The 22,732-nt window shown below is 41.7% G+C and carries 23 protein-coding genes and 3 pseudogenes; 12 read left to right on the forward strand and 14 right to left on the reverse strand.

What is annotated here, in order from left to right:
• Window positions 1–76 precede the first annotated feature (76 nt).
• Window positions 77–754, forward strand: a complete 678-nt coding sequence (locus EDD68_RS09385) for a CPBP family intramembrane glutamic endopeptidase (RefSeq protein ID WP_132371988.1) — start codon at window positions 77–79, stop codon at window positions 752–754.
• Between the two features lie 134 nt (window positions 755–888).
• A complete protein-coding gene (gene megL, locus EDD68_RS09390; RefSeq protein ID WP_132371989.1) occupies window positions 889–2,106 on the forward strand; it encodes a methionine gamma-lyase in 1,218 nt (405 codons plus the stop codon).
• 449 nt (window positions 2,107–2,555) lie between these two features.
• On the opposite strand, the gene EDD68_RS09395 is transcribed toward megL, so the two are convergent.
• The gene (locus EDD68_RS09395) at window positions 2,556–2,906 is read right to left on the reverse strand and encodes a hypothetical protein (protein ID WP_132371990.1); all 351 of its coding nucleotides are present in this window, start codon (window positions 2,904–2,906) and stop codon (window positions 2,556–2,558) included.
• A gap of 926 nt (window positions 2,907–3,832) precedes the next feature.
• Between EDD68_RS09395 and EDD68_RS15660 the strand changes: the two are divergent.
• Window positions 3,833–4,311 (forward strand): annotated as a pseudogene (locus EDD68_RS15660) (IS1634 family transposase); the annotation flags it as partial.
• Window positions 4,312–4,408: 97 nt separating this feature from the next.
• On the opposite strand, the gene EDD68_RS09405 reads toward EDD68_RS15660, so the two are convergent.
• Entirely contained in the window at window positions 4,409–4,882 is a 474-nt protein-coding gene (locus EDD68_RS09405; protein WP_243646820.1) for a hypothetical protein, read from the reverse strand.
• 545 nt (window positions 4,883–5,427) lie between these two features.
• Complete coding sequence (locus EDD68_RS09410; protein WP_132371991.1) at window positions 5,428–5,631, reverse strand: FmdB family zinc ribbon protein; 204 nt, start codon at window positions 5,629–5,631, stop codon at window positions 5,428–5,430.
• Window positions 5,632–5,801: 170 nt separating this feature from the next.
• Here EDD68_RS09410 and EDD68_RS09415 point away from each other — a divergent pair, with 170 nt between their 5' ends.
• Both EDD68_RS09415 and EDD68_RS09420 read left to right on the forward strand, forming a co-directional pair.
• A complete protein-coding gene (locus EDD68_RS09415) occupies window positions 5,802–7,274 on the forward strand; it encodes an amidase family protein (protein ID WP_132371992.1) in 1,473 nt (490 codons plus the stop codon).
• 121 nt (window positions 7,275–7,395) lie between these two features.
• On the forward strand, window positions 7,396–7,590 hold the full coding sequence (locus EDD68_RS09420) for a hypothetical protein (RefSeq protein WP_132371993.1): 195 nt from the start codon (window positions 7,396–7,398) through the stop codon (window positions 7,588–7,590).
• 61 nt (window positions 7,591–7,651) lie between these two features.
• Here EDD68_RS09420 and EDD68_RS09425 read toward each other — a convergent pair whose 3' ends face one another.
• The 7 genes from EDD68_RS09425 to EDD68_RS09450 form a co-directional block, all read right to left on the reverse strand.
• The gene (locus EDD68_RS09425) at window positions 7,652–8,191 is read right to left on the reverse strand and encodes a hypothetical protein (protein WP_132371994.1); all 540 of its coding nucleotides are present in this window, start codon (window positions 8,189–8,191) and stop codon (window positions 7,652–7,654) included.
• Window positions 8,192–8,336: 145 nt separating this feature from the next.
• Complete coding sequence (locus EDD68_RS09430; protein ID WP_132371995.1) at window positions 8,337–9,593, reverse strand: YeeE/YedE family protein; 1,257 nt, start codon at window positions 9,591–9,593, stop codon at window positions 8,337–8,339.
• Window positions 9,594–9,962: 369 nt separating this feature from the next.
• A complete protein-coding gene (locus EDD68_RS09435; RefSeq protein WP_132371996.1) occupies window positions 9,963–10,622 on the reverse strand; it encodes an HAD family hydrolase in 660 nt (219 codons plus the stop codon).
• A gap of 175 nt (window positions 10,623–10,797) precedes the next feature.
• Complete coding sequence (locus EDD68_RS15595; RefSeq protein WP_279388250.1) at window positions 10,798–10,929, reverse strand: hypothetical protein; 132 nt, start codon at window positions 10,927–10,929, stop codon at window positions 10,798–10,800.
• An 84-nt stretch (window positions 10,930–11,013) separates the two neighbouring features.
• Entirely contained in the window at window positions 11,014–12,462 is a 1,449-nt protein-coding gene (locus tag EDD68_RS09440) for a DUF4153 domain-containing protein (protein ID WP_132371997.1), read from the reverse strand.
• A gap of 80 nt (window positions 12,463–12,542) precedes the next feature.
• Entirely contained in the window at window positions 12,543–13,184 is a 642-nt protein-coding gene (locus tag EDD68_RS09445) for an HAAS signaling domain-containing protein (RefSeq protein WP_132371998.1), read from the reverse strand.
• Window positions 13,171–13,512, reverse strand: coding sequence for a PadR family transcriptional regulator (locus tag EDD68_RS09450; protein WP_132372022.1), 342 nt, complete (start codon window positions 13,510–13,512; stop codon window positions 13,171–13,173). Before EDD68_RS09450 ends, EDD68_RS09445 begins: the two co-directional genes overlap by 14 nt.
• A 139-nt stretch (window positions 13,513–13,651) precedes the next feature.
• Between EDD68_RS09450 and EDD68_RS09455 the strand changes: the two genes are divergently transcribed.
• The 6 genes and pseudogenes from EDD68_RS09455 (at window position 13,652) to EDD68_RS09480 (ending at window position 18,647) form a co-directional block, all read left to right on the forward strand.
• A complete protein-coding gene (locus tag EDD68_RS09455; protein WP_132371999.1) occupies window positions 13,652–13,867 on the forward strand; it encodes a helix-turn-helix domain-containing protein in 216 nt (71 codons plus the stop codon).
• A 358-nt stretch (window positions 13,868–14,225) separates the two neighbouring features.
• A pseudogene (locus EDD68_RS09460) lies at window positions 14,226–14,522 on the forward strand (transposase); the annotation flags it as partial.
• 417 nt (window positions 14,523–14,939) lie between these two features.
• A complete protein-coding gene (locus tag EDD68_RS09465) occupies window positions 14,940–15,437 on the forward strand; it encodes an RDD family protein (protein WP_132372001.1) in 498 nt (165 codons plus the stop codon).
• Window positions 15,438–15,650: 213 nt separating this feature from the next.
• Window positions 15,651–15,766: pseudogene (locus EDD68_RS15715) on the forward strand (IS4 family transposase); the annotation flags it as partial.
• Window positions 15,767–16,232: 466 nt separating this feature from the next.
• Window positions 16,233–17,285: a C45 family autoproteolytic acyltransferase/hydrolase gene (locus EDD68_RS09475; protein WP_132372002.1), complete on the forward strand. Its 1,053-nt coding sequence runs from the start codon at window positions 16,233–16,235 to the stop codon at window positions 17,283–17,285.
• Between the two features lie 30 nt (window positions 17,286–17,315).
• The gene (locus tag EDD68_RS09480; RefSeq protein WP_132372023.1) at window positions 17,316–18,647 is read left to right on the forward strand and encodes a D-serine ammonia-lyase; all 1,332 of its coding nucleotides are present in this window, start codon (window positions 17,316–17,318) and stop codon (window positions 18,645–18,647) included.
• Window positions 18,648–18,812: 165 nt separating this feature from the next.
• On the opposite strand, the gene EDD68_RS09485 is transcribed toward EDD68_RS09480, so the two are convergent.
• The 3 genes from EDD68_RS09485 to EDD68_RS09495 form a co-directional block, all read right to left on the reverse strand.
• Window positions 18,813–19,208 carry a VOC family protein gene (locus EDD68_RS09485; protein ID WP_132372003.1) on the reverse strand — a complete coding sequence of 132 codons (396 nt, stop codon included), beginning with the start codon at window positions 19,206–19,208 and terminating at the stop codon, window positions 18,813–18,815.
• 53 nt (window positions 19,209–19,261) lie between these two features.
• Window positions 19,262–19,810 (reverse strand): DUF7010 family protein, encoded by a 549-nt coding sequence (locus EDD68_RS09490; protein WP_132372004.1) that lies wholly within the window; start codon window positions 19,808–19,810, stop codon window positions 19,262–19,264.
• 351 nt (window positions 19,811–20,161) lie between these two features.
• Window positions 20,162–20,416: a hypothetical protein gene (locus EDD68_RS09495; RefSeq protein WP_132372005.1), complete on the reverse strand. Its 255-nt coding sequence runs from the start codon at window positions 20,414–20,416 to the stop codon at window positions 20,162–20,164.
• Between the two features lie 165 nt (window positions 20,417–20,581).
• On the opposite strand from EDD68_RS09495, the gene EDD68_RS09500 reads away from it, so the two are divergent.
• Window positions 20,582–21,205 (forward strand): LysE family transporter, encoded by a 624-nt coding sequence (locus tag EDD68_RS09500; RefSeq protein ID WP_132372006.1) that lies wholly within the window; start codon window positions 20,582–20,584, stop codon window positions 21,203–21,205.
• Between the two features lie 147 nt (window positions 21,206–21,352).
• Here EDD68_RS09500 and EDD68_RS09505 read toward each other — a convergent pair whose 3' ends face one another.
• Entirely contained in the window at window positions 21,353–22,681 is a 1,329-nt protein-coding gene (locus tag EDD68_RS09505) for an amino acid permease (protein ID WP_243646821.1), read from the reverse strand.
• Window positions 22,682–22,732 lie beyond the last annotated feature (51 nt).

A 22,732-nucleotide genomic window follows, 5' to 3' on the forward strand; every position in this document is an offset into this window, starting at 1 on the left:
AGCTAAAAAAGATTGACAAACGTAACATATAGTGTATTATTACACTATATTATCCCCGGATTGGGAGGGCTATTCATTGAAACAAAATACCGCCATTATCATGATATCGATCATCAGTGTATGTATGATGATCGTTGCCGAACAGCTTCTCGGATTTAGCTATTTGTCCAAAACGATTTTAAAAATCGGTTTGTTCCTTGGCATCCCCCTCGTGATCATACGTTTTGTCTGGGGAGAAAACATTTTACATGTGTTGAACCTCAAAAATACTCAGGTGAGCCAGTTAAAAACCGGCATCCTCCTTGGTTTTCTTTCGGCATTGACGATTATTGGAGCTTACCTGATGCTGCAGAGCGTAATCGATCCATCGGCCATTATAAATGATTTAAAAACACGGCTTGACATCACGTTTCAGACTTATATTCTTGTTGCTTTATACATTGCCTTTGGCAACTCCCTTCTGGAAGAATTTTATTTTCGAGGCTTTATCTTTTTTAAAATCAGCCAGAACGGAAACAAAACCTTTGCCTATATCTATTCAGCCCTTTTATTTTCCCTTTATCACCTGGCAATTTTTGCTGTCTGGTTTGATGTTTCATTGCTGTTGCTTGCATTGGTGGGACTGTTCTCCATTGGACTTATCTTTAATTATTTAAACACGAAATCCGGCAATTTCCTGAATTCATGGATCGTTCATATCATGGCCGATATTGCCATTGTCTCTATAGGATTTTATTGGTTCTTGCACTCATAACGTTTTGATGAGAAATGATCTGATGTTCTTCCCCTTCTGTAAGAGCAAAGACATAAAAGAAAACGCTTTCATAAAAAAGCCTATTGGCGTATGATAGAAGTAGGACCTAGTCTGTACTTAAGGGGGAGAATATGATGAAGAACAAGAAAAAACGCAGTATCAAAATGGATACCATGGTCATTCACGATGGCTATGATGCGAATCAATTTCAGGGCAGTTTAACGCCACCTATTTTTCAAACTTCTACCTTTACATTTGAATCGGCTGAACAGGGGGAACGCCGCTTTGCTGGTGATGAAGATGGATATATTTATTCCCGACTCGGCAATCCAACGGTACGGATTCTGGAAGAACGAATGGCTCAGCTGGAAAATGGGGAAGCCGCCCTGGCTTTTGGTTCAGGAATGGCGGCCGTATCTGCCGTTTTAATCGCCCTCACGAAAGCCAGCGACCACATCATTTGCTCTCAGGGAATCTACGGATGTACTTTCGGTTTACTTTCCATGATGAAGGAAAAATATCATATCCACACCGATTTTACACCAATGGAAACGGAAGAACAGATCCGTTCCTTAGTCAGACCAGAAACCGCTCTCATCTATGTGGAAACCCCCATTAACCCTACGATGAAACTAGTTGACCTGGAACTGGTGGTAAACGTGGCAAAAGAATATGATATTCCTGTCGTGGTTGACAACACCTTTTCTTCGCCTTACCTGCAGCAACCTTTAACGATCGGCTGTGATATTGTCATTCACAGTGCTACCAAATATATCGGCGGGCATGGAGATGTAGTTGCCGGACTTGTTGTGGGGCCAAAAGATTTTCTTGATGAGGTATCGGTAACCACCCAGAAAGATGTCGGGGGAATCATCTCACCATTTGATGCCTGGCTTCTCCTGCGGGGACTCAAAACCCTGCCTGTTCGCCTTGACCGCCATTGTTCCAACGCCAGGAAAATAACAGAGATGCTAAAAGAACATCCAATGGTTTCGAAGGTATATTACCCTGGTGATCCTGATCACCCCGATTATCCCATCACGAAAAAACAGATGAAACAGGGCGGTGGTCTCGTATCTTTTGAAATCAAAGGAGATAAACAGGATGCGCAGAAGTTTCTTAATATGCTGAACTTTATCCCGATTGCCGTCAGTCTTGGAGATGCGGAAACCTTAATCCAGCATCCGGCAACGATGACACACGCTGTTGTACCTGAAGAATCCCGATTAAAAATGGGAATCACCGATCAGCTTATTCGTCTGTCTGTTGGTCTCGAAGCCTGGGAAGACATCTGTGATGACCTGAAACAGGCACTGGATGAGCTGGCAAAGATGAAAAATCCCGCTTATTGAAGACAAAACAACCGATAGAGGCCAGAACAAACATTCCATAAGACCATGAAATATCCGAACATATTCAATTATCACGTGAATATGTTCGGATTTTCCCTCCGGCAAATCTCCGCTATCCGGCCCGGTCTACATCGGTTACTTCAATTCAAAAACCAAAATATTTCGCTGAATTATAAGAATATTCAAATCGGACCTTCACTAAAGACGAAATAGAAAAAATTAGAGAGGCAAACCACGAAGAGATCAAAGGAAATTAAACAAAACTTAGTGATCAAAAGTTGGATGAATGATCGGAAAGGACCAAAAAATTTCAAGATTTACCTAACAAACAAAAATAAGTAAACACACAAAAAGTAAGGCCTATTCTCTCTATTCAAGGATCGTCCTTACTTTTATATTTAATAAATACCACGAATACATATATACACCCCTACACCTATCTCAAATATTTAAAAAGAGCTTACAAAATACCATTTATTGTCAATCCTTTCAGTTTCTTTAACTCTATTAATAAAACTAATATTATCGGGACTCTTACTGTTAGGTATGTATAAAAAACCTGAGAAATTATCTAGTAAACCACGATAAGTAAAAAATAATATTGAATAGGTTGTTTGGTTTTTTTCAATTAATACTTCTCCTCCGCCTTTAGATAAGTGAGCATAGTCATCTGGTAATTGAATAAGTCGTGAATCATTATTCGGTTTTAATTTTCCTGTTTCGATCATTTTTACAACTTCATTTCTTTCTGCTTGATGTAACTTGTAACCAACCGTTAACATAATTTGTTGCAAAGGCATAAAAAGAAGTATAGCTATAGTAATACTATAAATGATTACTGGTTGATGATATATAAAAGTCTGTGTAAATGTTTTTTGCTTCTGTCCATAAAAAAATCCATTACAATGGAAATGATAATCACACAGACAATTCTTCGTATCGGGCTTTTAAAGGTTTTATACTTGATGAGGAATACGTAGGAGATATATCCATTTGTTAAAGGGAGCAGTTGAAACCTTTAAAAACGCAAGAATAATTTTGTAGGAAAAGATTAAGATTTATGACTCTCTTTGAAAAAATGATTAATGGAATTAAATAGCGAAAACCAATATGAGTATAATTAATAATGACCAAAAATAGGTATAATGTATCACCTCTTTTTTTGTTTCCAAAAATCTGTACACAAAAGACATTATAAAATAGAAGTATAATATAATAAAATAAACGACAATTAAATAAAATAATGCATTCCATGTATCTAATAATGTAGAAAATAGATCAAAAGAAGCAAAAGTAAATAGAGCTAAAATAGAAAAAAAGCTAATGATCCCTACAAAAAGTGGGGCAAATTTCCATTTATGAGATTCTAACATCCTTGGCTTTTTGTTTATTTGTAAACTAGTTATTATATATAACCAGGATATTGTAAGAAATATCAATCCTCCGGTTAAATACATGCTTCGGTTGTCATTAATAGGTACACCTTGACGATCAAGGGAATAGTGCATGATAAGTAATATAAGTATGAAAATTATAGTTGTAACTATTTGAAAAGCAGAGTGGTTTTTTTTCTTTTGCACAGTTTACCTCCTCGTCTATTATATTTAACATTTATCTCTATTATAACAATGGACAAGTTTTTACGCACTTAGTCCAGGTATAAACGATCTGACCCTATCCAAACCGTCATTGGACTGGCTGTTACCAGGGAAGGGATTCCCATTCATCTCACCCTACTTATGGGAAGTATATTCGCCTTTTAAAGGTGGTCGATTAAAACTGACAAGCAAGCGATTCGAGAGGCAGAGAAATACGATGGAACGTACTTCATTCTTACGTCCGACGACACGCTGTCGGTCGAAGATGTCGCCCTGGGCTATAAGCAGCTATTACCGGTCGAAAATGCGTTTCGCATATTGAAGTCAACACTGCATCTACGCCCGATATACCATCGGTTGGAAGAAAGGATTCGAGCACATTATATTAATCAGTTGGTTAGCTCTTCTGTTGGTTCGGATAGTTGAGGTTGAGACGGGTTCAACCTGGAAACAAATTCGAAGAGAAATGGAGCGTATGCATTTAAGGTATTTTTCTTCAAAAAACAGAGATCTGTATCAGCGCACAGAATGAACATTGAAACAGCGTGAAACCTTTGTGGATCTAGGAGTTGAGGCGCGTCCAAACATCATTGAAATTGAGCCAAAACCCTGGTCACACCTAGTCTGTCTAAAAACGCCCACCAACGCTTTTATATCAAAGGTTCGTGGGCATTTCGTTTACCTAGCAACTGTCGAACTCGAGGTTATTCCTCCGCGTCAATCTCATCTAAAATCGGATATACTGCTTCAACTCCTTTTTCAGCCACTACACAGGCAACCCCCAGGGGCGTGTCCCAGAACGACTCCGGAATAACCGGATTCTTCGTGCCCGCTGATGTAAACAGCGCCCGGTAAATTCTTTGCAAGTGACGCTGTGTCTCTCCCCGGTCATACTCCTTTTCTCCTCTCGCCAGCAAAAACACATACCGCATCGATTGAAACAAATTATTCCCCGGCATAAACGTATATTCTTTAAACAGGGACAGCTGTTTTTCCGCCTTTGGTTTCAGGCCATTGCTGATGGCCAGATCCTCCATATGTTCACGCAGATGACGATAAACTTGCTGAAAAACCCTCCTTTTTTCCTGCTGCATGATCTCATCCGTATAAATGTCCTGTAATTTTCTATAGGCTTTTTCTGGTGTCCAATCCATCCGATCACCCCAAAATTTTTCCATTATTTATTTATCATATATTCTGTTCTTCCCGTTTTCGGACCGTCGTATCGTTGTGATGTGCGGCATGCATTCCCAAATATCCCTGAACAGAGGATTGAAAGGATAACTTTTTTTATTTTTTTCTCATAGAAGGTTGTATTTTCTTCTGGAACTTCCACTTTATATAATAGGTACTGTTTAAAAGCAATTTTCTCAAAAAAAGTTTAGCTGTTCAATAAAAAGGGGATCCGAGATCACCGATTTTCAAGTATGATCATACAGAAGGAGTCATGAGTGAGCAGCTATTTGGAGAAACTGTCCATAACATTCTTTATATTGTGTTTTGTTTTTGCTGATATTTGCTTTAAGAGACATGTTACTCATGGTATCGGAATGGATAGGCTATAGCTCCTATTTTTAGGCTGACGAATGATGAAGGAATTTAAGTTAACCTTTTCCCTCATTTTATCCGCCGATGAGATTTGAAAAAGCTTTAAAAAAGCACGAACGAGTCCGTCCGTGCTTTTTTCCGTTGCCATGGACCCATGGCAGACTTAACAGGATGCTCAGGTGAAACCGCTGTTTCCCGCTGGAGCCGAGCTGGATGATGAACCGCCTGATGAAATGGGTCCCTTTATATTGGCTTTATATATTCGTTCATTATTGGTGTGACCGCACTTTGGACAGGCAGCTTCTTTTATTTTTGAAAAAGAAACCATTTTTTGAAACTCATTTCCGCAAGCTGTACACTTTAAATCAAATAATGGCATCTTCTCACCCCCTATACACCTCCAGGTATATTATGATTCGGTTCAGCATCAAATGCAACCTTTCAGCACAAAATAAGGCAACATATACCAGCTATTGCTTAACCGTTTCAATTATTCTGAAAATTTTGTAATATAGAATTAATACACCAAATGAAACAGGAGAGATGATAATGGAAAATCCAGAATTGGCCAAACGGGTGGACGACTGGTTATTGGAAGCTACTTTTAAAGATATGCAAAAGGCAATGGATTCAGGGGAAATAACAGCCAGAGACCTGGTTCTGATGTATATGGATCGGATCAGCCGCTTCGACAAAGGAGAAAACGGCATGAATTCCGTGCTGGAAATCAACCCCGATGCGGTTCAGATAGCCGAGGCCCTTGATCTTGAGCGAAGACAAAAAGGAAAGCGGGGGCCACTCCACGGTATCCCGATTTTATTAAAAGATAACATCGATACAGCAGATAAGCTTCATACGAGTGCAGGATCTCTGGCCCTGAAAGATCATGTGGCAAGCAAGGATTCCTTTGTGGCGAAAAAACTGCGGGAAGCCGGTGCTGTCATCCTGGGAAAAGCAAACATGACCGAATGGGCGAATTTTATGACGGAACATATGCCTAACGGATATAGTTCAAGGGGAGGACAGGTGAAAAATCCATATGGTCCCGGCACCTTTGATGTGGGGGGGTCTTCAAGCGGTTCGGGGGCAAGTGTGGCTGCCAATTTGACGGCCGGGGCCATTGGAACGGAAACATCCGGTTCCATTCTGAGTCCGGCAAGCTCCAATTCAGTGGTCGGAATCAAGCCAACTGTGGGACTTGTCAGCCGTTCAGGCATCATTCCGATTTCCCACAGCCAGGACACCGCTGGACCGATTGCCAGAACAGTAGAAGATGCAGCACGGATATTAGCGGCTATTTCCGGAACCGATCCCGATGATCCGGTTACCCTGACAAATCCTTCACAAACGATTCAAAATACAGCCTTTCTCAACCCGGCCGGACTGAAAGGCGTCACCATTGGGGTCGCCCGTGATCCTTATTTTTCCCATTTAGATGATGAGGAAAAAGAACTGATGGAACGTGCCATTTCCATTATGAAGCAGGAGGGGGCCACAATAATGGACCCGGTGGAAATCCCAGCGGCCCATGAAAAATGGAACCTGAATACACTGATCTATGAATTTAAACCTGCATTAAATGCTTACCTTCATCATGTGGAATCCCGGATCCCGGTTCATTCTCTGAAAGAATTAATTGCCTTTCATGAGGAACATTCAGAGGAAATGCTGAGATTTGGACAAACCCTGCTTATCAAGTCCGAAAAAACCAGCGGGACCCTGACGGAAGCTGAATATGTTCAAACCCGGGAGAAGGATATCTACCTTTCCCAAACCAGGGGAATTGATGCAGCCATGGAACAGTATCATCTGGATGTGATTCTGTTTCCCAATAACCTGGGAGCCGGAATTGCCGCAAAAGCCGGATATCCATCCATAACCGTGCCCGGAGGTTATACCAGTGCAGGAAAACCCCTTGGGGTCACCTTTACAGCCGGAGCGTTTGAAGAAGAGAAATTAATCGAGATAGGATATGCCTTTGAGCAGGCAACCCGGTTCCGAAAACCGCCTGAATTGTCCTGATGGGTCCCGGCTTCTCATTTTGATGATCGAAAAAAGACTAGAACTGCCCAATGATTTTTATCATCTGGTGCAGTTCTTTTTCATATGATATAGGAACTCTATTTTAAAGGAGGTTCAGTTCATGAGTACCCTTCTTAACGTCATGCTCGCACTGATTCCTTTTATTTTGCTGTATACCTTTTTTGCGATGATGAAACTTCATGACATCAAAAGGAGAGTTTCGCCGGATCAAGAAGTCCATTCCATCAAGCCCATTGAACAAAGAAAACTCCTGTTATATCATCAAAAATGCTTTGGCCAGGGCCCCTGGAGTTAAAAGGCTTTTTTTTTCGCTGTTCACCCTATAAATTGTTCCATTTTCTAACCGCAATCCCCCACTAATGGACCGGCTCGTAATCAATGGAAAGAAGCCTCTTGCCTGGATCTTCGCTATTTCTCATAACGATTTCTAAAGATGAACCCGAATTCAGGATAACAGCATATCCTTTACTCAGGTGTTCACTCCCGCGTTCCATAAACTGATAGCTTTTCACGTCACCGTTTCGTTTCATCTCTTTTAATTTCTCCGCATAAAAAGACATGAAATCGTAAAAATCCGTGTAGGTGATATAAAAAGGCGAACAGAAATCTTCTCTTCCCTTAAGCACGGTCCGTTCTGGAAGGGGAATTGGCAATTCTTCGAGTTCATCGGCATAACCACATACAAATTCGCTGCTGGAGAATAAATAACTTTTCACCCAGTCATTAAAATCCAAATTCCAGTAGTAAAACTGGATCAGAACCACAACCGGAACAGCGGCCATGAAAAAATGTTTAGCCGCCCTGTTCCCTGCTTTTGAGGCAAGGATAAAACTGATCAAGATGACTGCTAAGATTATGAAAATCGTATACGGTATGTATAACAGATTCCCCGCCACATCATCATCCCCTAAATTTTTGGTACTGTTATTTTATCATAATAACCCGGTCTTGATTTGAGCTGCCGGAGATCAATCTGATTTACTGCTTTCACAAATAAAAAGAGGCTGCCCGGCATAGGGCAGCCTCTCCGATTGTATATCTCTAACAAAAACGATCCTTTTTATCTGGTACAGAAAGTCCAAAGAGTGGGCGGATATATAACGCAAAATAAGATCCTACAAGGCCCATTACCATCCACAGGTAGCCATGGAGACTAAAAGACGCAATTCCGCCAAAATAGGCACCGATATTACAGCCAAATGCAATCCGGGCTCCATATCCCATCAACAGTCCGCCAATTAAAGCAGCAAGACCAACTTTAAAAGGTATTTTTCTTACTGTAAACAATCCTCCGGCTGCTGAAGCGAGAAATGCTCCTAAAATCACACCAAAGTTCATGACACTGGTAGTATCAAAGAAAACAGACTGGGTCAGGGCATCAGCTTTTGCACCCTGCCAGTAAGTCCAGCCGGTGACATCAATCCCCATTGCCATCGCTGCTTTGGATCCCCAGAGGGCAAAGGCGGAAGTAATTCCCCATGGATTTCCCCTCATCATCAATGTAATCGCGTTTAGAACCGCCAGCACCAGGGCAGCAACCCATAACGGCCAGGATCCCCGAATGAGACGAGCCCAGAATCCTTTTGTCGTGGGCAATGGACGTAATTTAGGCGGCTTGCGTTTTTTCTCAATCATAATCGTCAGGGCAAAAATCCCTCCCAGAATGAGCATTTGCAGCAGCCAGCCTCCAAAAACACCCATACCGGCATTTTCAATCAAAGAGATGGCCGGGAGTGCCGGAGTTTCATTCATCCAGAAGCCCCAGTGCCACGCACCAACGACAGATCCTGCGATAAATCCGAGTAATGTAATCACCATTTCGGTTCTTCCCTGACCTACTGCATACAGGGTTCCGGATGCACATCCATTTCCCAGCTGCATTCCGAGCCCAAACAGGAAAGCCCCCACAGCCACACTGACTCCTGCAGGGAAGACATAACCGGAAGGCTCCACGCCAAAAAATCCGATTCCAGTGGTCAAAATGATGGCGAATAATGTACTGGCAGCAGCCAGCATGATCATATGCGCCCTGATCTGTTCCCCATTTCCAACGGCCAGAAGGCGCCGAAATGCAGATGTAAAGCCAAAGCGGGCATGAAATAATGCATATCCTAGAAATAATCCGATCCAGATCAGTAAAGCCTGCTGCAAGCCTGCTATTTGATAAGCAATCACACTGAGCACCAGCGTTGTGCCAAGCCCCAGAGTCATATTCCGCTTTTGGGGAGAAGATAGGTCCAGTGGAGACCCTGAGTTGCCGGTGTTGACCGCTTTTTGATTTGCAGTTGATATTTCCATAGAGGTTTACCCCCTTATTCCTATAAATTTAGTATGAATTAGGATAATATGTATTCTAATACATTGGTGTAGATAAGTAAATAGATATTTATCCAGGATAAGATTTAAAGGTCAGTCATAAAGCCATGTTCAACTATCAGTAAGGTGTCAGGGGGAAATATGATTCATCCAGGGGGTTCTAAGAAAAGGCTTCTGCTGAATCGATTGTCTCGTTTACCGCAGAAACAAAAAAATTAAAGTGGATCGCTGTAATACTGACCGTCCATTATTCAGGTACTACTCTTTTTCTATAAATTCCACTAATGTAAATAGGAACTGCCAAAACGACAACTCCTTATTTCAGCTATGCCAAACGTTCTGTTCAGGCAGTTATTCATTTAATACATGTATAATTGATTGTAGATCAATTAAATCATCAATTACCACATCAGCCTGAGATAGTTCGTCTTCTAGCGCAAAGTCAAAGTTACACCCTATTGATACAAGACCATTATCTTTAGCTGCATTTATATCGGATAGCCGGTCTCCTACTACCGCTCCAGTAGTGATACCGTATTTCTTTACAATACGATGGACTAAGTCTGATTTATTCAAAGATTGAATTTGTTGGATACTAAATGTTTCCGTAACCCATCTATCCAAATGATAATAACTGACAATGGTGTTTAAATAATCTGTTAATCCATTACTAGCTATGTATATAGAATAGTTATTCTCTTTCAAATATCTAAAGACTTCTTTCACGTTAGGATATAAAGCACCTTTCCCGCTTCTTATATTCTCAATCAGTCGTTCTAGAAAGTACGCATCGACTTTTGCTCTTTCTTCATCGGAATGTTGAGGTAATAATTTCTCCCATACTTTTGGCAGAGGGACTCCAAGAATCTTACGATATTGATCAATAGGCGTATCCGTATTCCATTTATTTAATGACCGTAATCGACTAAAAACATCATCCAGCGATACTTCTAATATTTTGTCTGTTTGAAATAGTGTTCCATCCATATCAAAGATGATTGCCTGTGTCATTATCCTCTCTCCCTCGTAAATAAATCTAATTCCTAATTGGATTTTAACATAAGTTTACAAATCCTTTTGAAACTGATCTGTAATATTCCCATCCCTCTTGCCTAACCCGATCATTTTTTATCCTCCTGGAGAATAACTAATATGCATTCCAAAAAACCACTCTCCCCAGCGGATTCTACAGGTTATGTTCTTTTATCTTTTTATCTATATTATTCAGCTTTGCCCCGATATACAGATTGATTTGAAGTATAACCTGCAAAAACACAAGAATAATGCTGATCAGCACAATCGTGATCTGTATCTTCATCGACCCAAAACGGTAGTTTTATTAAAAAACACTAAAAAGTAATTTTGGAATCGAATTTTTCCCTTGTTGCACCCACATGATAAGTTAGTCCAGTTCCATCCCCTTTAGCCTTTCATAAGCTTTTTTCCGCTCCAGGTTGAAAGATTGCCATGACCTCGAATCATGAATCATCATTTCTTTCCGATCGGCAAGGATTTTTTTCAGTTCGGTCAATTGGGGATTCAATTCATACAGGTCCATCAATCCCATCAGTCCTGAGTAGGACAGCTGATTGAAATAATCGATATCTATTTTCCCGGTTTCTTCATATCTTTCGAGATTTTTTTCTACGATCAGACCATTCACATTCACCACATTTAAAGCGGTATAAAACAGAATGGAAAAGATCATATAAAACCGCATCAATGACAGGTGCTCAATCCACACTCTGATCAGGGTATACAGAAAAATAACCCCAAGAAAAATCATGAAAGCGTGGGCCAGAATCCGATCCAGAGTGTATCCATAGGCCTCCTCATACATATGAAGGCGCAAATAAGCGGAAGCCAGCATAACCCCGCTAAACACAATCATAAGAGTAAGCATCACCTGTATGGCCCGCTTCAGCCCCGGGCCGATTTTTCTGCCAAAATTCAAAACCGCCAATAACACGGACCAATTAATCAGGGTGACCATGATCAGTTCAAAGAAACCTCTCCTGGCGTACTGGGCATAGGTATAATCGCCATACAACTGCCCGCTGAAAAAATAGTGAAACTGAACCAGGACAAACAATCCATAAATCATGTTGAGCAGCGTCAGTACTGTTATGATCATAATGCCATCGAGATGCAGGATCCCCTTGCCGCCCGATCCAGGATTGGGTTCCCATTTTTTATGCAGAGCCTGGAACTCTCCGTAAAACCCAAGGGAGAATATGATGACGATCACCATTCGGATTGTCATTTCTAGTCTTACAAAGGAGAAAAACCATTCTGGAAGTCTGATCACAAGACGGCTGAACGCTGGATCTGCCATCATGAGCAAAAATAGGACTACAACCACAATCGGAGAGGCGATCAATACCCCCAGCAATATCTTCTTAAAAATGTTCCGTTTTTTTTGATCCAGCCCCTTCAGCATCAGGTCAACAACAGAAGAAAACAGGTGAATGATGTTTTTGACCGAGTCGGCCATCCGTGTAAATGCTGCCTGCAAATAGGGCAGGCGATCCCAGGGCCATGATGCTGGGCTGGTGATGATGATCATCTGCAGGAACATCAGCCCGGGGATAACGAGCAGGTTAAAGGCATAGAAAAACGGGTTTGAATAAAACAGATAAGAAGCTGATAAAACCCATATGCTGACGGTAAACAGCAGCCCCAATTTTAAGTTTGCGAACGGATGGTCCCGGAAAATCCAGAAGAACCCTAGATAAAAGAGGGTTATAAACACAGGGAAAGAAAGACCGATTTCCCCGTGAAAGAAGGAAATTTCCGCACCTATTCCCAGGATAAAAGCCATCCCAAATATAATCCAATCACGTTTTGACATTCAAGCATCCTCCTTATGTTCAATACATTGTTTTTCTATTTATATAGTTTTTCTAGGTACATATGTAAAAAAATATGGGGTCAGACCGAAGCCCTTCTGCCCCAGTAGTACGCCATCCAGCAAATGGGGTACAACAAAGCGGTTAACACGATACACGTTACAATAAAGGGGGTATTTAATAACGGACTAAACCAGTGATAAGGAATCATCCGCAGGACAGTAAGAGCCATCAGCACCAGGTTGGGAACAAGGGCAAGAGTGAATGTTTTTTTCAGCAAATGTTTCCCCTGATAGCCAAATTCTTTCCCCATTTCATAGCCCAGAAACACCCAGAACCCTATGTAAAGTAAAATAATGAGAAAGGGAATATCGGTTAAGTATAGCCACAGGGCATCCGCCCAGGTCCATTCAAAAGCGTGATAAATAAAAGTTAACAGTCCCCCGCCCAGAAACAGTGTGATATTGATGATCACAAACATCCAGCTGGTTTTTTCCGGGTGGACCTTTGCTTCTTCCTTCCACATGGATGCAATCTCTTCGGGACTCCCCAGGCGTTCGACCACAGACGACATGATCTGTTGCTCATCTTTCATTTCAAATGTCCGTTCATGAATGATTTCTTCCAGATGGGACTGGTATTCCGCGACAATTTCCCGACAATCAGGGTGAAAGGATAGTTCCTGTTCCAGTTTTCGCAGAAACGCTTCTTTAGACCGAATCATTTCCCGATCCCCCCATCACCTGGTTCATCACCTGCACATATTTTTGCCACTCTTTGGTTTTTTCCTGAAGCACTTGTTTGCCGGCTTCGGTAATCCGGTAATACTTGCGGGCAGGTCCCTTCTCCTGCTCCTTCCAGTAATGCTCCACATAGGCCTGCTTCTCTAATTTATGCAAAGCTGGATAAAGGGTGCCTTCCTTCATCTGAAAATGATGGTCACTGCGGCGGTCCATTTCCTTTACAAGCTCATAGCCGTACATATCACGCTCATGCAGTAGTTGAAGTATCAGTAAAGATGTACTGCCTTTTACCAGTTCCCGGTTAAACACGATGAACACCTACCTAGTTTTTAGAGGTATATAGATATCTTACCTATGTTTGTTTGATTTGTAAAGGATTCAATGAGTAAAATATGGACATTAACGTTTTGTTAATATTTAGGAAATTAAAGGTGTAATTTATATTTTTATGTATAATATATGTTTCATTTTAAATGAGGAGAGTTATACGCGAAAAAAGATAGCAGTAGCCAATAGAGTAAAAATTGCTCGCTCGGAAAAAGGTGGATTAACACAGAGTGAGTTAGCTAAAAAAGTAGGTGTATCAAGACAAACAATGAATCTTATTGAGGCCAAAAGTATAATCCCTCTATTTATGTGTGTCTTAATATTAGTATGCATTTAGGTAAAAGCCTGGACGAATGATTTTGGTTGGACAGAGAGCATTCCTGTAATGAAGAAATTTGAGGTTTGATAAAAAAAGAGCCCTCCTGGTATAGTACAGGGTGTCATTGCAATAACCCCGAATTTAAAAAATACCAGAGAGGACCCAGTCATGAATTATACGGAAAACCGTAACTTCATCCACACTCATTATAGGCATTGATATCGCTAAAGACAAACACGTTGCTCGAGACAGGATATTCGCGGGTTTGAGACTGGCAAAAGGATGCATGTTGAAAACCGTATTACGGGTTATCAGAAGCTTCTGGATTGGACTGAAGAGCTTGTAAAACAAGCGAAAAAAGGTTGGACACCATATCGGTACCACCTTTGCGCGCAAAGAGTTAGAAGTCTTGATGGAACAATATGATCGCTATCACCAGCAACTTAACAGGCTGGACACTGAACTGGAAACTGTCGTAGAAACTATCCCTGGTGCACAACAAATGATGGGTATTGATGGATTAGGGGCGGTTACCGTGGCACTATTTTTAACTAAAGTGGGAGATCTGTCCAGGTACAGTCATCCGCAGCAGCTCGTAAACCCAGCAGGGCTTTCTCTTCGTGAATACAGTTTCGGGAAGTATAAAGGGCAAACGAGAATTGCCAAACGGGAATGAAGTCGGCTCAGGAAGACCCTGTATTTAGCCATTCGCCCGCTGGTTGCCCCTAACTTATGAAGGAAATTCATTCATTAAGGTTGTTTTCGATTAAAAGTTTTGTGTAAACAAATCAAAAATTAGACAGGAAGTAGGCAAGGCAAGCCATATTTCTTATTCTTATGATTGATCATCAACAAAACAAAGACTCCAACAATACAACTAAATACCCCTATCCATTAAACAGTAGCCCATAATGCCCCACTCCTGTTAATATATTTATAACGCACTCCAAGTTACTTGTTATTGAACAGTCGCTTCTTTATGGAAAAGCAATGAGTTCCAAAAAGAAACTTCCAGTGCAAGCACACAATTTCTTAATTTAAGCTGTTTTAAGCAATAAATGAAATAAATCGAAATATACAGAGGTGTTATATGAACAATATCCCTATTAAAAATAGATTAATAGAATTGCTTGTTGATTACTTATTCATAATTTCATACTTGGTTATGTTATTAATCGTCAACCTGGGAATCATCTTTTTTATATTTAAGGGGATTCCAAAATATACAGAAATACAAGCGCAATTGATAGCAACACTTACATCCGTAATACCAATTATCTTTATTTTTTCATATCTAGATTATTTTAAAAAAGGATCCATTGGAAAAAGAGTATCTGGATTGAAATTGACTTACACAAACCACAGATTTCGTTCAAGTTTATTAAGAAATAGTATAAAGTTTTTGCCGTGGCAATTAGGACATGTAGGTGTTATCCATGGAGTATATAGTGATTTTGATATGACTGCAATCATTATTGTCAATAGTGGAACCTTCCTTGGGTTAGTATTGCTGTTTATGGGGTTATTTAGAAAAGATAAGCGTCATTTAGGTGATTTAATAGCAGGTACAAAAGTAGAATTACAATGACAACTTGCAATTAAACTAATTAAAATCAATTTTCTAACGAACCGGAATATAATTATTTTTTGTAAAATTTCGGTTATTTAAAGTAGGGTTTATAGAGGGAGGATATCAAAGGACTGAAAAGTATTTCTCAAAAAGCAAACGAATTCCACTACGATGAAATAGGTGTTTTTTAGGTCTTCTTATTTAGAATAGCTTGACGGAATTTTTTATTCCCGATGGGCCACCGAGCTCTTTTTCAAGTGGTTGAAACAGCACGTTCAATCAAACAATTTTACGGCATGAGTGAAACAGCAGTTTATAACCAGATTTACTTAGCACTCATAGTTTATGGTTTGAACAATGAACAATTGGAAGCGAAGCATTACTCCGTATCAAACGCTGGCTGAAAGCCGCCATCTGGAAGCCTGCATACATATGGATTCGACGTTTTGATGGACGGGCAAGTCCATAATGTTTAACCGGAGTTGTAGCTGTAGTCGAAGGGGATAAAATATATATTTTTACCAAATGGACAGTACACTTTTAGGATTGCATGAGCTTTTTTGCTCATTTGGTAGAGATATACATAATCTGAATATAATATTCTAACTATATTTATGCATCGCTAGTGTACATACATACTATAATGAATCAATAGGGAATCACATTTCTTTTAGGTATTTAACTGACTTAGTCCTCTCACAGTAGACATAGGGATAAATGTGAATACTAAATAAAACTTTTCTTCGCTTCTTTTATTTTTCCTCTATACTCCTTATACTGAGAGAGAAGAACGATGAATTGGGGAATCTTTTCATGAGACAAATTTACAGCGATGTCATTACGTTTCGGGGAAGTTATTATGCGTTCGGCTTTTTTCAGGGAGAACGATTACAGGATTCGTTGATTATACATAATCGTAAGAAGCAAAAACGAATCCGAAAACCGAGGTTTTCCATCGATGTTCAAGAAGCGAAACACTGGATCACGGCCTTTTCTGAAGGTGTCTGGGAGGAGCTTATCGGCCTTCAGGACAGTCTGAAATGGCCAATGGAAGAGGTGCTGGCCGAGTTTGGCGGGTACCGGCTCGATTATGTCCGTTCAGGCTGCTCCATTATGATCGGGGACGATTATTTTGTCCGGAATTATGATTATATGCCGAAAACCTATGAGGGAAGGTATGTGCTGTTTCAGCCCGAAGATCAGGGAATGGCTACGATCGGGCCAGGCCAGCGGATTACCGGAAGAATGGACGGAATGAATGAGGCGGGGCTTGTGATCGGCTATAATTTTACGCATCGGAAAAAGCCTAAAGACGGTTTTATTTGCTGTATGATCGCCCGACTTGTGCTGGAGTCCAGCCGAAATTGCGATGAAGCCATTGAACGACTTCGGGAGATTCCCCACCGCCACTCCTTCAGCTATATTATTTTTGACCGGTCCGGGGCATCCTATGTGATAGAAGCAAGCCCCCGGGGAACGGAAGTCCGAAAGGCAAATCTGTGCACGAATCACTTTGAAATCATGACAGAGGAAAACCGTCATCACCTGGAAGATTCCTATAAGCGAATGGAGATCCTGAAGGGCAACCAGCCTTATATTTTGAGTGCGAAGGATGCTTTTCGTCTTCTCAATGAAACGGACCGCGGTATTTTTTCCAAACAATATCGAAACTGGGCAGGGACCATTCATACATCTGCCTATTTTCCAGGGAATCTCCAGGCATGGTTTGCCCTTGGTGGTGATGCCGAACCATATGAAATTAATTTTGGGGATTGGCTTGATGGAAACGAGGTTTCCATTAAGCGTTTTTATGGAAGTGTCGATACGGACATCCCGTTTGCCCATATGGATGAAAAGGCTTATTAAATTTTTGAAGAGTGGTGAAAGTTTATGGCGATGAAGATTCACGGCAAGACCGTTGAGGAATGGCAAAAAGATTTTCCCCTGCTGAGGGACATCATGGATTTAAAACCCGTATTCTGGGTAAATCATATGCGGCCCAGAATGGCGGATATTCCATCTCTTCCCCTCTCACTGGATGATATGCTGGCTGCAGCAAAATTGTTCGAACGGTTTCAGCCTTTTTTCAAGAAGGTGTTTCCAGAAACAAAGGAGACAAATGGAATGATTGAATCTCCGCTGACGGAAATTCCAAATATGAAAACAAGGCTTGAGAAAGAACGTAATGCCGCCATTAATGGGCGGTTGTATATCAAACAGGACAATGCCCTTCCTGTTACAGGTTCCATCAAAGCGCGAGGCGGATTTTTCGAGGTACTTCATTATGCGGAACAGCTTGCCCTGAATGCAGGACTGATTACCAGGAATGATCATTACGAAAAATTTGCAGAACCAGATATGAAGAAGTTTTTCTCCCGATTTACCATTGGGGTAGGATCCACCGGGAACCTGGGGCTAAGTATTGGGACGATGGCAGCGGTTCTTGGATTTAATGTGAATGTGTATATGTCCAGGGACGCGAAGGAGTGGAAAAAGGAACTTCTTCGGAAAAAGGGCGCGAATGTTTTTGAATTTGACGGAGATTTCAGTGAAGCTATCGATGAAGGACGAAAAAAGACAGAAGCAGATCCAAAGGGATATTTTGTGGATGACGAAAAGTCGAAATATCTGTTTTTGGGATATAGTGTGGCGGCACTGCGGCTGAAAGAACAGTTCAAACAGGAGAACATCCCGGTGGATGAGGATCATCCACTGTTTGTCTACCTGCCATGCGGAGTTGGCGGCTCCCCGGGGGGCATCACTTTTGGATTAAAGCAGCTGTTCGGTGATCATGTCCACTGTTTTCTTGTGGAGCCGACCCATTCTCCGGCGGTTCTGCTGGGAATGCTTACGGAACTCGGCTCAAAGGTAAGCGTCCAGGACTTCGGCATTGATAACCGGACGGAAGCCGATGGGCTTGCAGTTGGAAGGCCGTCTGCCTTTGCTTCAGGTTTTATTCAAAAGCTGGCAAGCGGGGTATATACCATTGAAGATGAGGAGTTATTTCCTCTGCTTGCGATGCTGAAAGACGAAGAAGGAATTTTTGTAGAGCCTTCGGCGACTGCAGGACTGCCAGGCCCATTTCGTCTGCAGGAAACCCGCTACACAGAGGATGATGGTTTAATGGGAAAAATGGATCAGGCCACCCACCTCGTCTGGTCAACCGGTGGATCCCTTGTCCCCGACGAAGACCGCAAAACCTTCTACCAGCGAGGATTAAAAAAATAAGTCAAGGTGCCTGGCACTTGTCGAAAAATCTTTGTTTGAAGCCCTGATAAATCAAAGTTTTATATAATAACATACACAAAAACCCCATCGACAGGTGCCTGGCACCTGTCGATTAGGCACCTGTCGATTTCTGTCAACGCTGGTTTTGCATTCAGACAGATCCGGTCATGGGGCTACAAGCTCTACCTTAATCCGATCCGGATCTTCAAAATATACAGCATAATGATCGTTTCCGCCTGCAAAGGGGTGACGATCTTCATAAAGAATGGGAACCCCTCTGCCTCTTAACATTTCTGTCATTTCATCTACCTGGGCACGGGATTCGGCATGAAACGCCAGATGATTTAGTCCCACCCGGCACCTGTGATAAGGTATATCTAAAAACCTTTCTTCAGCCTGAACGAATACCATATACGTCTGGCCCAGTTTCCAGCTTTGCCCCTTTTCCCATTTCTGAAAAGGGGTATACCCAAGTCCCTCCAAAAACCAGCCCCAAAAATCAGCCGACCGTTTTAAATCGGAAACAAAAATTTCGATGTGATGAATCAGTCCCTTTGACAATCGATCATCTCCTTTTTACAACAACAAGTCATACCTGCCTTTCAGTCTATCACTCAGACGGATTTTGGCACCTTTTTCAAATAATCCCTATACAAAAAGGCCACTAACACCAGTATCAGAACTGCCATCATTGTTGACAGAATCCATAGATTTTTTTCATGGATATTCCAGCCGGTAACCGTAATCACTCCAACCATAATCGGTGCCATCATATCATACGCCCTGGCTTTATAAAACCAGCCAAATGGAAATAGGTGAGCGCCGGTAATGATTGCAAAAAACCATATCATATGTTCAGGACTCTTGTACAGAGCCCATATTAAAAAAGGAAAATAAAGAAACTGAGCCATATTTAGATAGAATCCCAGCATTCCTAACGGGTCATTCATTCGCCAATCACTCTTCATCAGTTTTGAAATTAGTACAGCCACGGGAAACGTCAAACCGGTTAAAAAAAGAGTAACAATATTTTTGTCGAACATATCCAGAGGCTGCAGAAGAATCACAGTTATCATCATCCAGATGAATGAACCGGATATCAAAAAAGGAATCCCGTTTTTCCCTCTTACCGATAATTGGTTCCTGAGTTCAGTTATATTCATTCCTTCCCACTCCCAACGTTTGTTTCACTTTTGGCAAGCCAAAATAATTACTTTTCTTTTAAATACGCTATTTTTGCCGTAAACCCTTCATGATTCTATTTCTACTTCCTGGAGAATGGCATCAATTATAACGATCCATTTGCCGGGTTCTAACATGATTGAAAGATGCGACAGGTGACACATAATAAATCATGAGGGATTCTGCACACGTAAACAGGTTGGTCAAACCCTTTCCGATAACTGACCGAATGTGATCCGTTTCGAAATATGATTTTCTATAGGCCGGATTCCCGGCAAAAAATGACCCCGCTCCACCTCGTTTATGAGAGTGAGCGGGGTTCTCTACGATTCCTATCCCTGCAACGATGTCTGGGTTTCAAATAAATGATTGAGCATTTCCTGGGCGCGGTGGATTTCCTTTTGCCCATGCTCATCACCCGTTACACCATTTCGCTGGATTGCATTCACGAGCTTTTGGGCACGGATTAAACATTGCTGTGCCTCCTGCAGCTGCTGTGAATCATTGTTTCCCTGGGCGTTCAAAACCGCTTTTCTCGCGATTTCAACCGATTCAATGGCTTCCATTAATTGACGTTCATGCTCCACGAAGGCCACCACCTTTTATACATAAAATATGTCAAAATAAACCGGATTATACCGCTGACCCCCCCCCGTATTCATGACACCCAAAATTTCAACTCATTTTTTTGTTGTACAAGTCCCCTGCTATGAATAGACATGTGTTGAAACCCCTTTAAGGAGTGACGGATCGTGCAAATCTTTTTCAGTTATATTCTCCTGGGAATATCCCTTGCCGCCCCCATAGGACCTATTAATGCCGCCCAGCTGGACAGGGGAATACGCAAAGGTTTTTTCCATGCCTGGATGATCGGGCTGGGCGCTGTTGTGGCTGATGGGGTTTATATGCTTATTGTATATATGGGATTTGTTCATATCATTGATTCGCCATTTATTAAAACATTTCTCTGGTTATTTGGCTGCTTTGTATTGCTATATACGGGCATTGAATGCATTGTTTCCAGAAAACAAGTGACAACGGATGACTCAAGAGAGACCGAGCCTGCTTATCAATCATTTCTGTCAGGATTTGTGATTTCCATTACCAATCCATTGACCATCCTGTTCTGGCTCGGCATTTATGGCTCTGTTCTTGCAAATACGGCTTCCGCTTATGGCAGGAAAGATCTTTTTCTTTACAGCAGCGCTATTTTCATTGGGTTGTTTATATGGGATATCTCGATGGCAGCTGTGTCCAGCGGATTTCGCAGATTTTTTGATCGTAATATATTATCCTCTATTTCCATCATTTCCGGCCTGGTGATGATTGGGTTCGGACTTTATTTTGGCACACAGGGAATCAGGCTACTTTTGTAAGCGGGCAACGCCCCCTGTAGAGGGATAAATTTTGTGCTCCCAAAGGATGGTGCCAATCGCCCATGCAAAGGGGGCATTCGCCCAGGGTTTCGGCTGACGGCCCAGGATCTGTGTGTAGCCGCCCAAAGGTCAAATCAAAGATGATTACTACCTCAGTTCCTTTTCACTTCGTATTTTTGATTGAAAAAAAGAAACCATACCAATAACCGCTACAAATCCAAGACTAATCAGAAACCCGGGACGACTAGATTCAGATACAGCCGCCCCACTTACAGCCAGAAGAACAAGAACCATACCCATCTGTATTTTGACCTGCCCTGCTGTATCTGGCTTCGTTAATCTTCTGGACGACTGTAAAATAAATAGCCAGTTGTAAATGAGCATGAGCCCCGCTCCCGTTGTTACATACTCATAAATGTTTTCCGGGAGCAAAAGAGCCATAATAATGGATGCCCCCAGCGCAACGATTAACAGTATCAGGGAAGGGACAGAAACCGACAATCGCTCCTTTCTTGCAAACATAGACGGAGCATCCCCATCTTCAGCAAGTGTCGTCAAAATCATGGTTACTCCGTAAAGGGCTGCGACCATTGTTGAAAATCCTGCAATAATAAACACAGCATTAAAAAGATGAGAAAAAAATGTCAAATGAAATTGCTCGAGAACGGTTACAAAGGGACTTTCCTCCGAACTAAACTGATTCCACTGAACGAGGATCAGTGCCAGGGAGATGGACATGCCGTAAATGATTACAAGCAGGCCCAGCATGACTCTTCCTGCTTTTGGTGCTTCCTCGGGTTTTCTTAGTTCGGCAGCCATCAGACCCATGACTTCAATTCCTCCAAAGGCATAAAAGGCAAAGATAAGGCTTGTCCATAACCCAGATACCCCCTCGGGGAAAAAATCCTGTGGTGAAACAGGGATGTGAAGAGCCCCCATTCGACTGATCTCAGCAAACACAAAATATATGGCAATGATAATAAACATGACAATAGCCGCTACTTTTAAAACGGCAAAGAGATTTTCCAGATCACTTAACTTCTTAGCTCCTGCCAAAAGAACCACGATCCCGAGAGCCCCATAACATACAGCAAATATCCATAAGGGAATCTGGGGAAACCAGAACCGAGAAAATATGGATAGTGCAGTCAATTGACTTCCCATGATCAGAAGTTCAGAACTGCAGTACACCCATCCGACGCTAAAACCGGCCCAGTGTCCGAAAGCCTTTTTCGCATATTCACGAAAAGAACCCTTCTCCGGGTGAACAGCCATCATTGCGGATAATGCGTCATAGACGAGATAGGTGGCCAGACCCGCTGCAATAAAAGATATGATTACAGATGGTCCAGTCATTTGAATCCCGATACTGGAACCAAGAAAAAACCCTGTTCCAATGGTACAGCCTACGCCGAACAGGGATAATTGCCACCATTTCATATTATGCTGATTTTTCTTGTTTTCTGGATCACCCATGCAAAGACCTCCTGGTTGGCTTTGATACCGTTTGAGCATGCATGCGGCATT

The sequence above is a fragment of the Melghiribacillus thermohalophilus genome, from assembly GCF_004342905.1.
Classification (GTDB): Bacteria; Bacillota; Bacilli; order Bacillales; family Alkalibacillaceae; genus Melghiribacillus; species Melghiribacillus thermohalophilus.

What these genes read in the sequence shown, in the direction of transcription:
- EDD68_RS09455 (WP_132371999.1), top strand. Translation starts at nt 13,652, where the DNA reads ATGTATAATATATGTTTCATTTTAAATGAGGAGAGTTATACGCGAAAA.
- EDD68_RS09410 (WP_132371991.1), bottom strand. Translation starts at nt 5,631, where the DNA reads ATGCCATTATTTGATTTAAAGTGTACAGCTTGCGGAAATGAGTTTCAA.
- EDD68_RS09395 (WP_132371990.1), bottom strand. Translation starts at nt 2,906, where the DNA reads ATGCCTTTGCAACAAATTATGTTAACGGTTGGTTACAAGTTACATCAA.
- EDD68_RS09440 (WP_132371997.1), bottom strand. Translation starts at nt 12,462, where the DNA reads ATGTCAAAACGTGATTGGATTATATTTGGGATGGCTTTTATCCTGGGA.
- EDD68_RS09475 (WP_132372002.1), top strand. Translation starts at nt 16,233, where the DNA reads ATGAGACAAATTTACAGCGATGTCATTACGTTTCGGGGAAGTTATTAT.
- EDD68_RS09490 (WP_132372004.1), bottom strand. Translation starts at nt 19,810, where the DNA reads ATGAATATAACTGAACTCAGGAACCAATTATCGGTAAGAGGGAAAAAC.
- EDD68_RS09435 (WP_132371996.1), bottom strand. Translation starts at nt 10,622, where the DNA reads ATGACACAGGCAATCATCTTTGATATGGATGGAACACTATTTCAAACA.
- EDD68_RS09480 (WP_132372023.1), top strand. Translation starts at nt 17,316, where the DNA reads ATGAAGATTCACGGCAAGACCGTTGAGGAATGGCAAAAAGATTTTCCC.
- EDD68_RS09430 (WP_132371995.1), bottom strand. Translation starts at nt 9,593, where the DNA reads ATGGAAATATCAACTGCAAATCAAAAAGCGGTCAACACCGGCAACTCA.
- EDD68_RS09420 (WP_132371993.1), top strand. Translation starts at nt 7,396, where the DNA reads ATGAGTACCCTTCTTAACGTCATGCTCGCACTGATTCCTTTTATTTTG.
- EDD68_RS15595 (WP_279388250.1), bottom strand. Translation starts at nt 10,929, where the DNA reads ATGAAGATACAGATCACGATTGTGCTGATCAGCATTATTCTTGTGTTT.
- EDD68_RS09505 (WP_243646821.1), bottom strand. Translation starts at nt 22,681, where the DNA reads ATGGGTGATCCAGAAAACAAGAAAAATCAGCATAATATGAAATGGTGG.
- EDD68_RS09445 (WP_132371998.1), bottom strand. Translation starts at nt 13,184, where the DNA reads ATGATTCGGTCTAAAGAAGCGTTTCTGCGAAAACTGGAACAGGAACTA.
- EDD68_RS09415 (WP_132371992.1), top strand. Translation starts at nt 5,802, where the DNA reads ATGGAAAATCCAGAATTGGCCAAACGGGTGGACGACTGGTTATTGGAA.
- EDD68_RS09405 (WP_243646820.1), bottom strand. Translation starts at nt 4,882, where the DNA reads ATGGAAAAATTTTGGGGTGATCGGATGGATTGGACACCAGAAAAAGCC.
- EDD68_RS09465 (WP_132372001.1), top strand. Translation starts at nt 14,940, where the DNA reads ATGAACAATATCCCTATTAAAAATAGATTAATAGAATTGCTTGTTGAT.
- megL (WP_132371989.1), top strand. Translation starts at nt 889, where the DNA reads ATGAAGAACAAGAAAAAACGCAGTATCAAAATGGATACCATGGTCATT.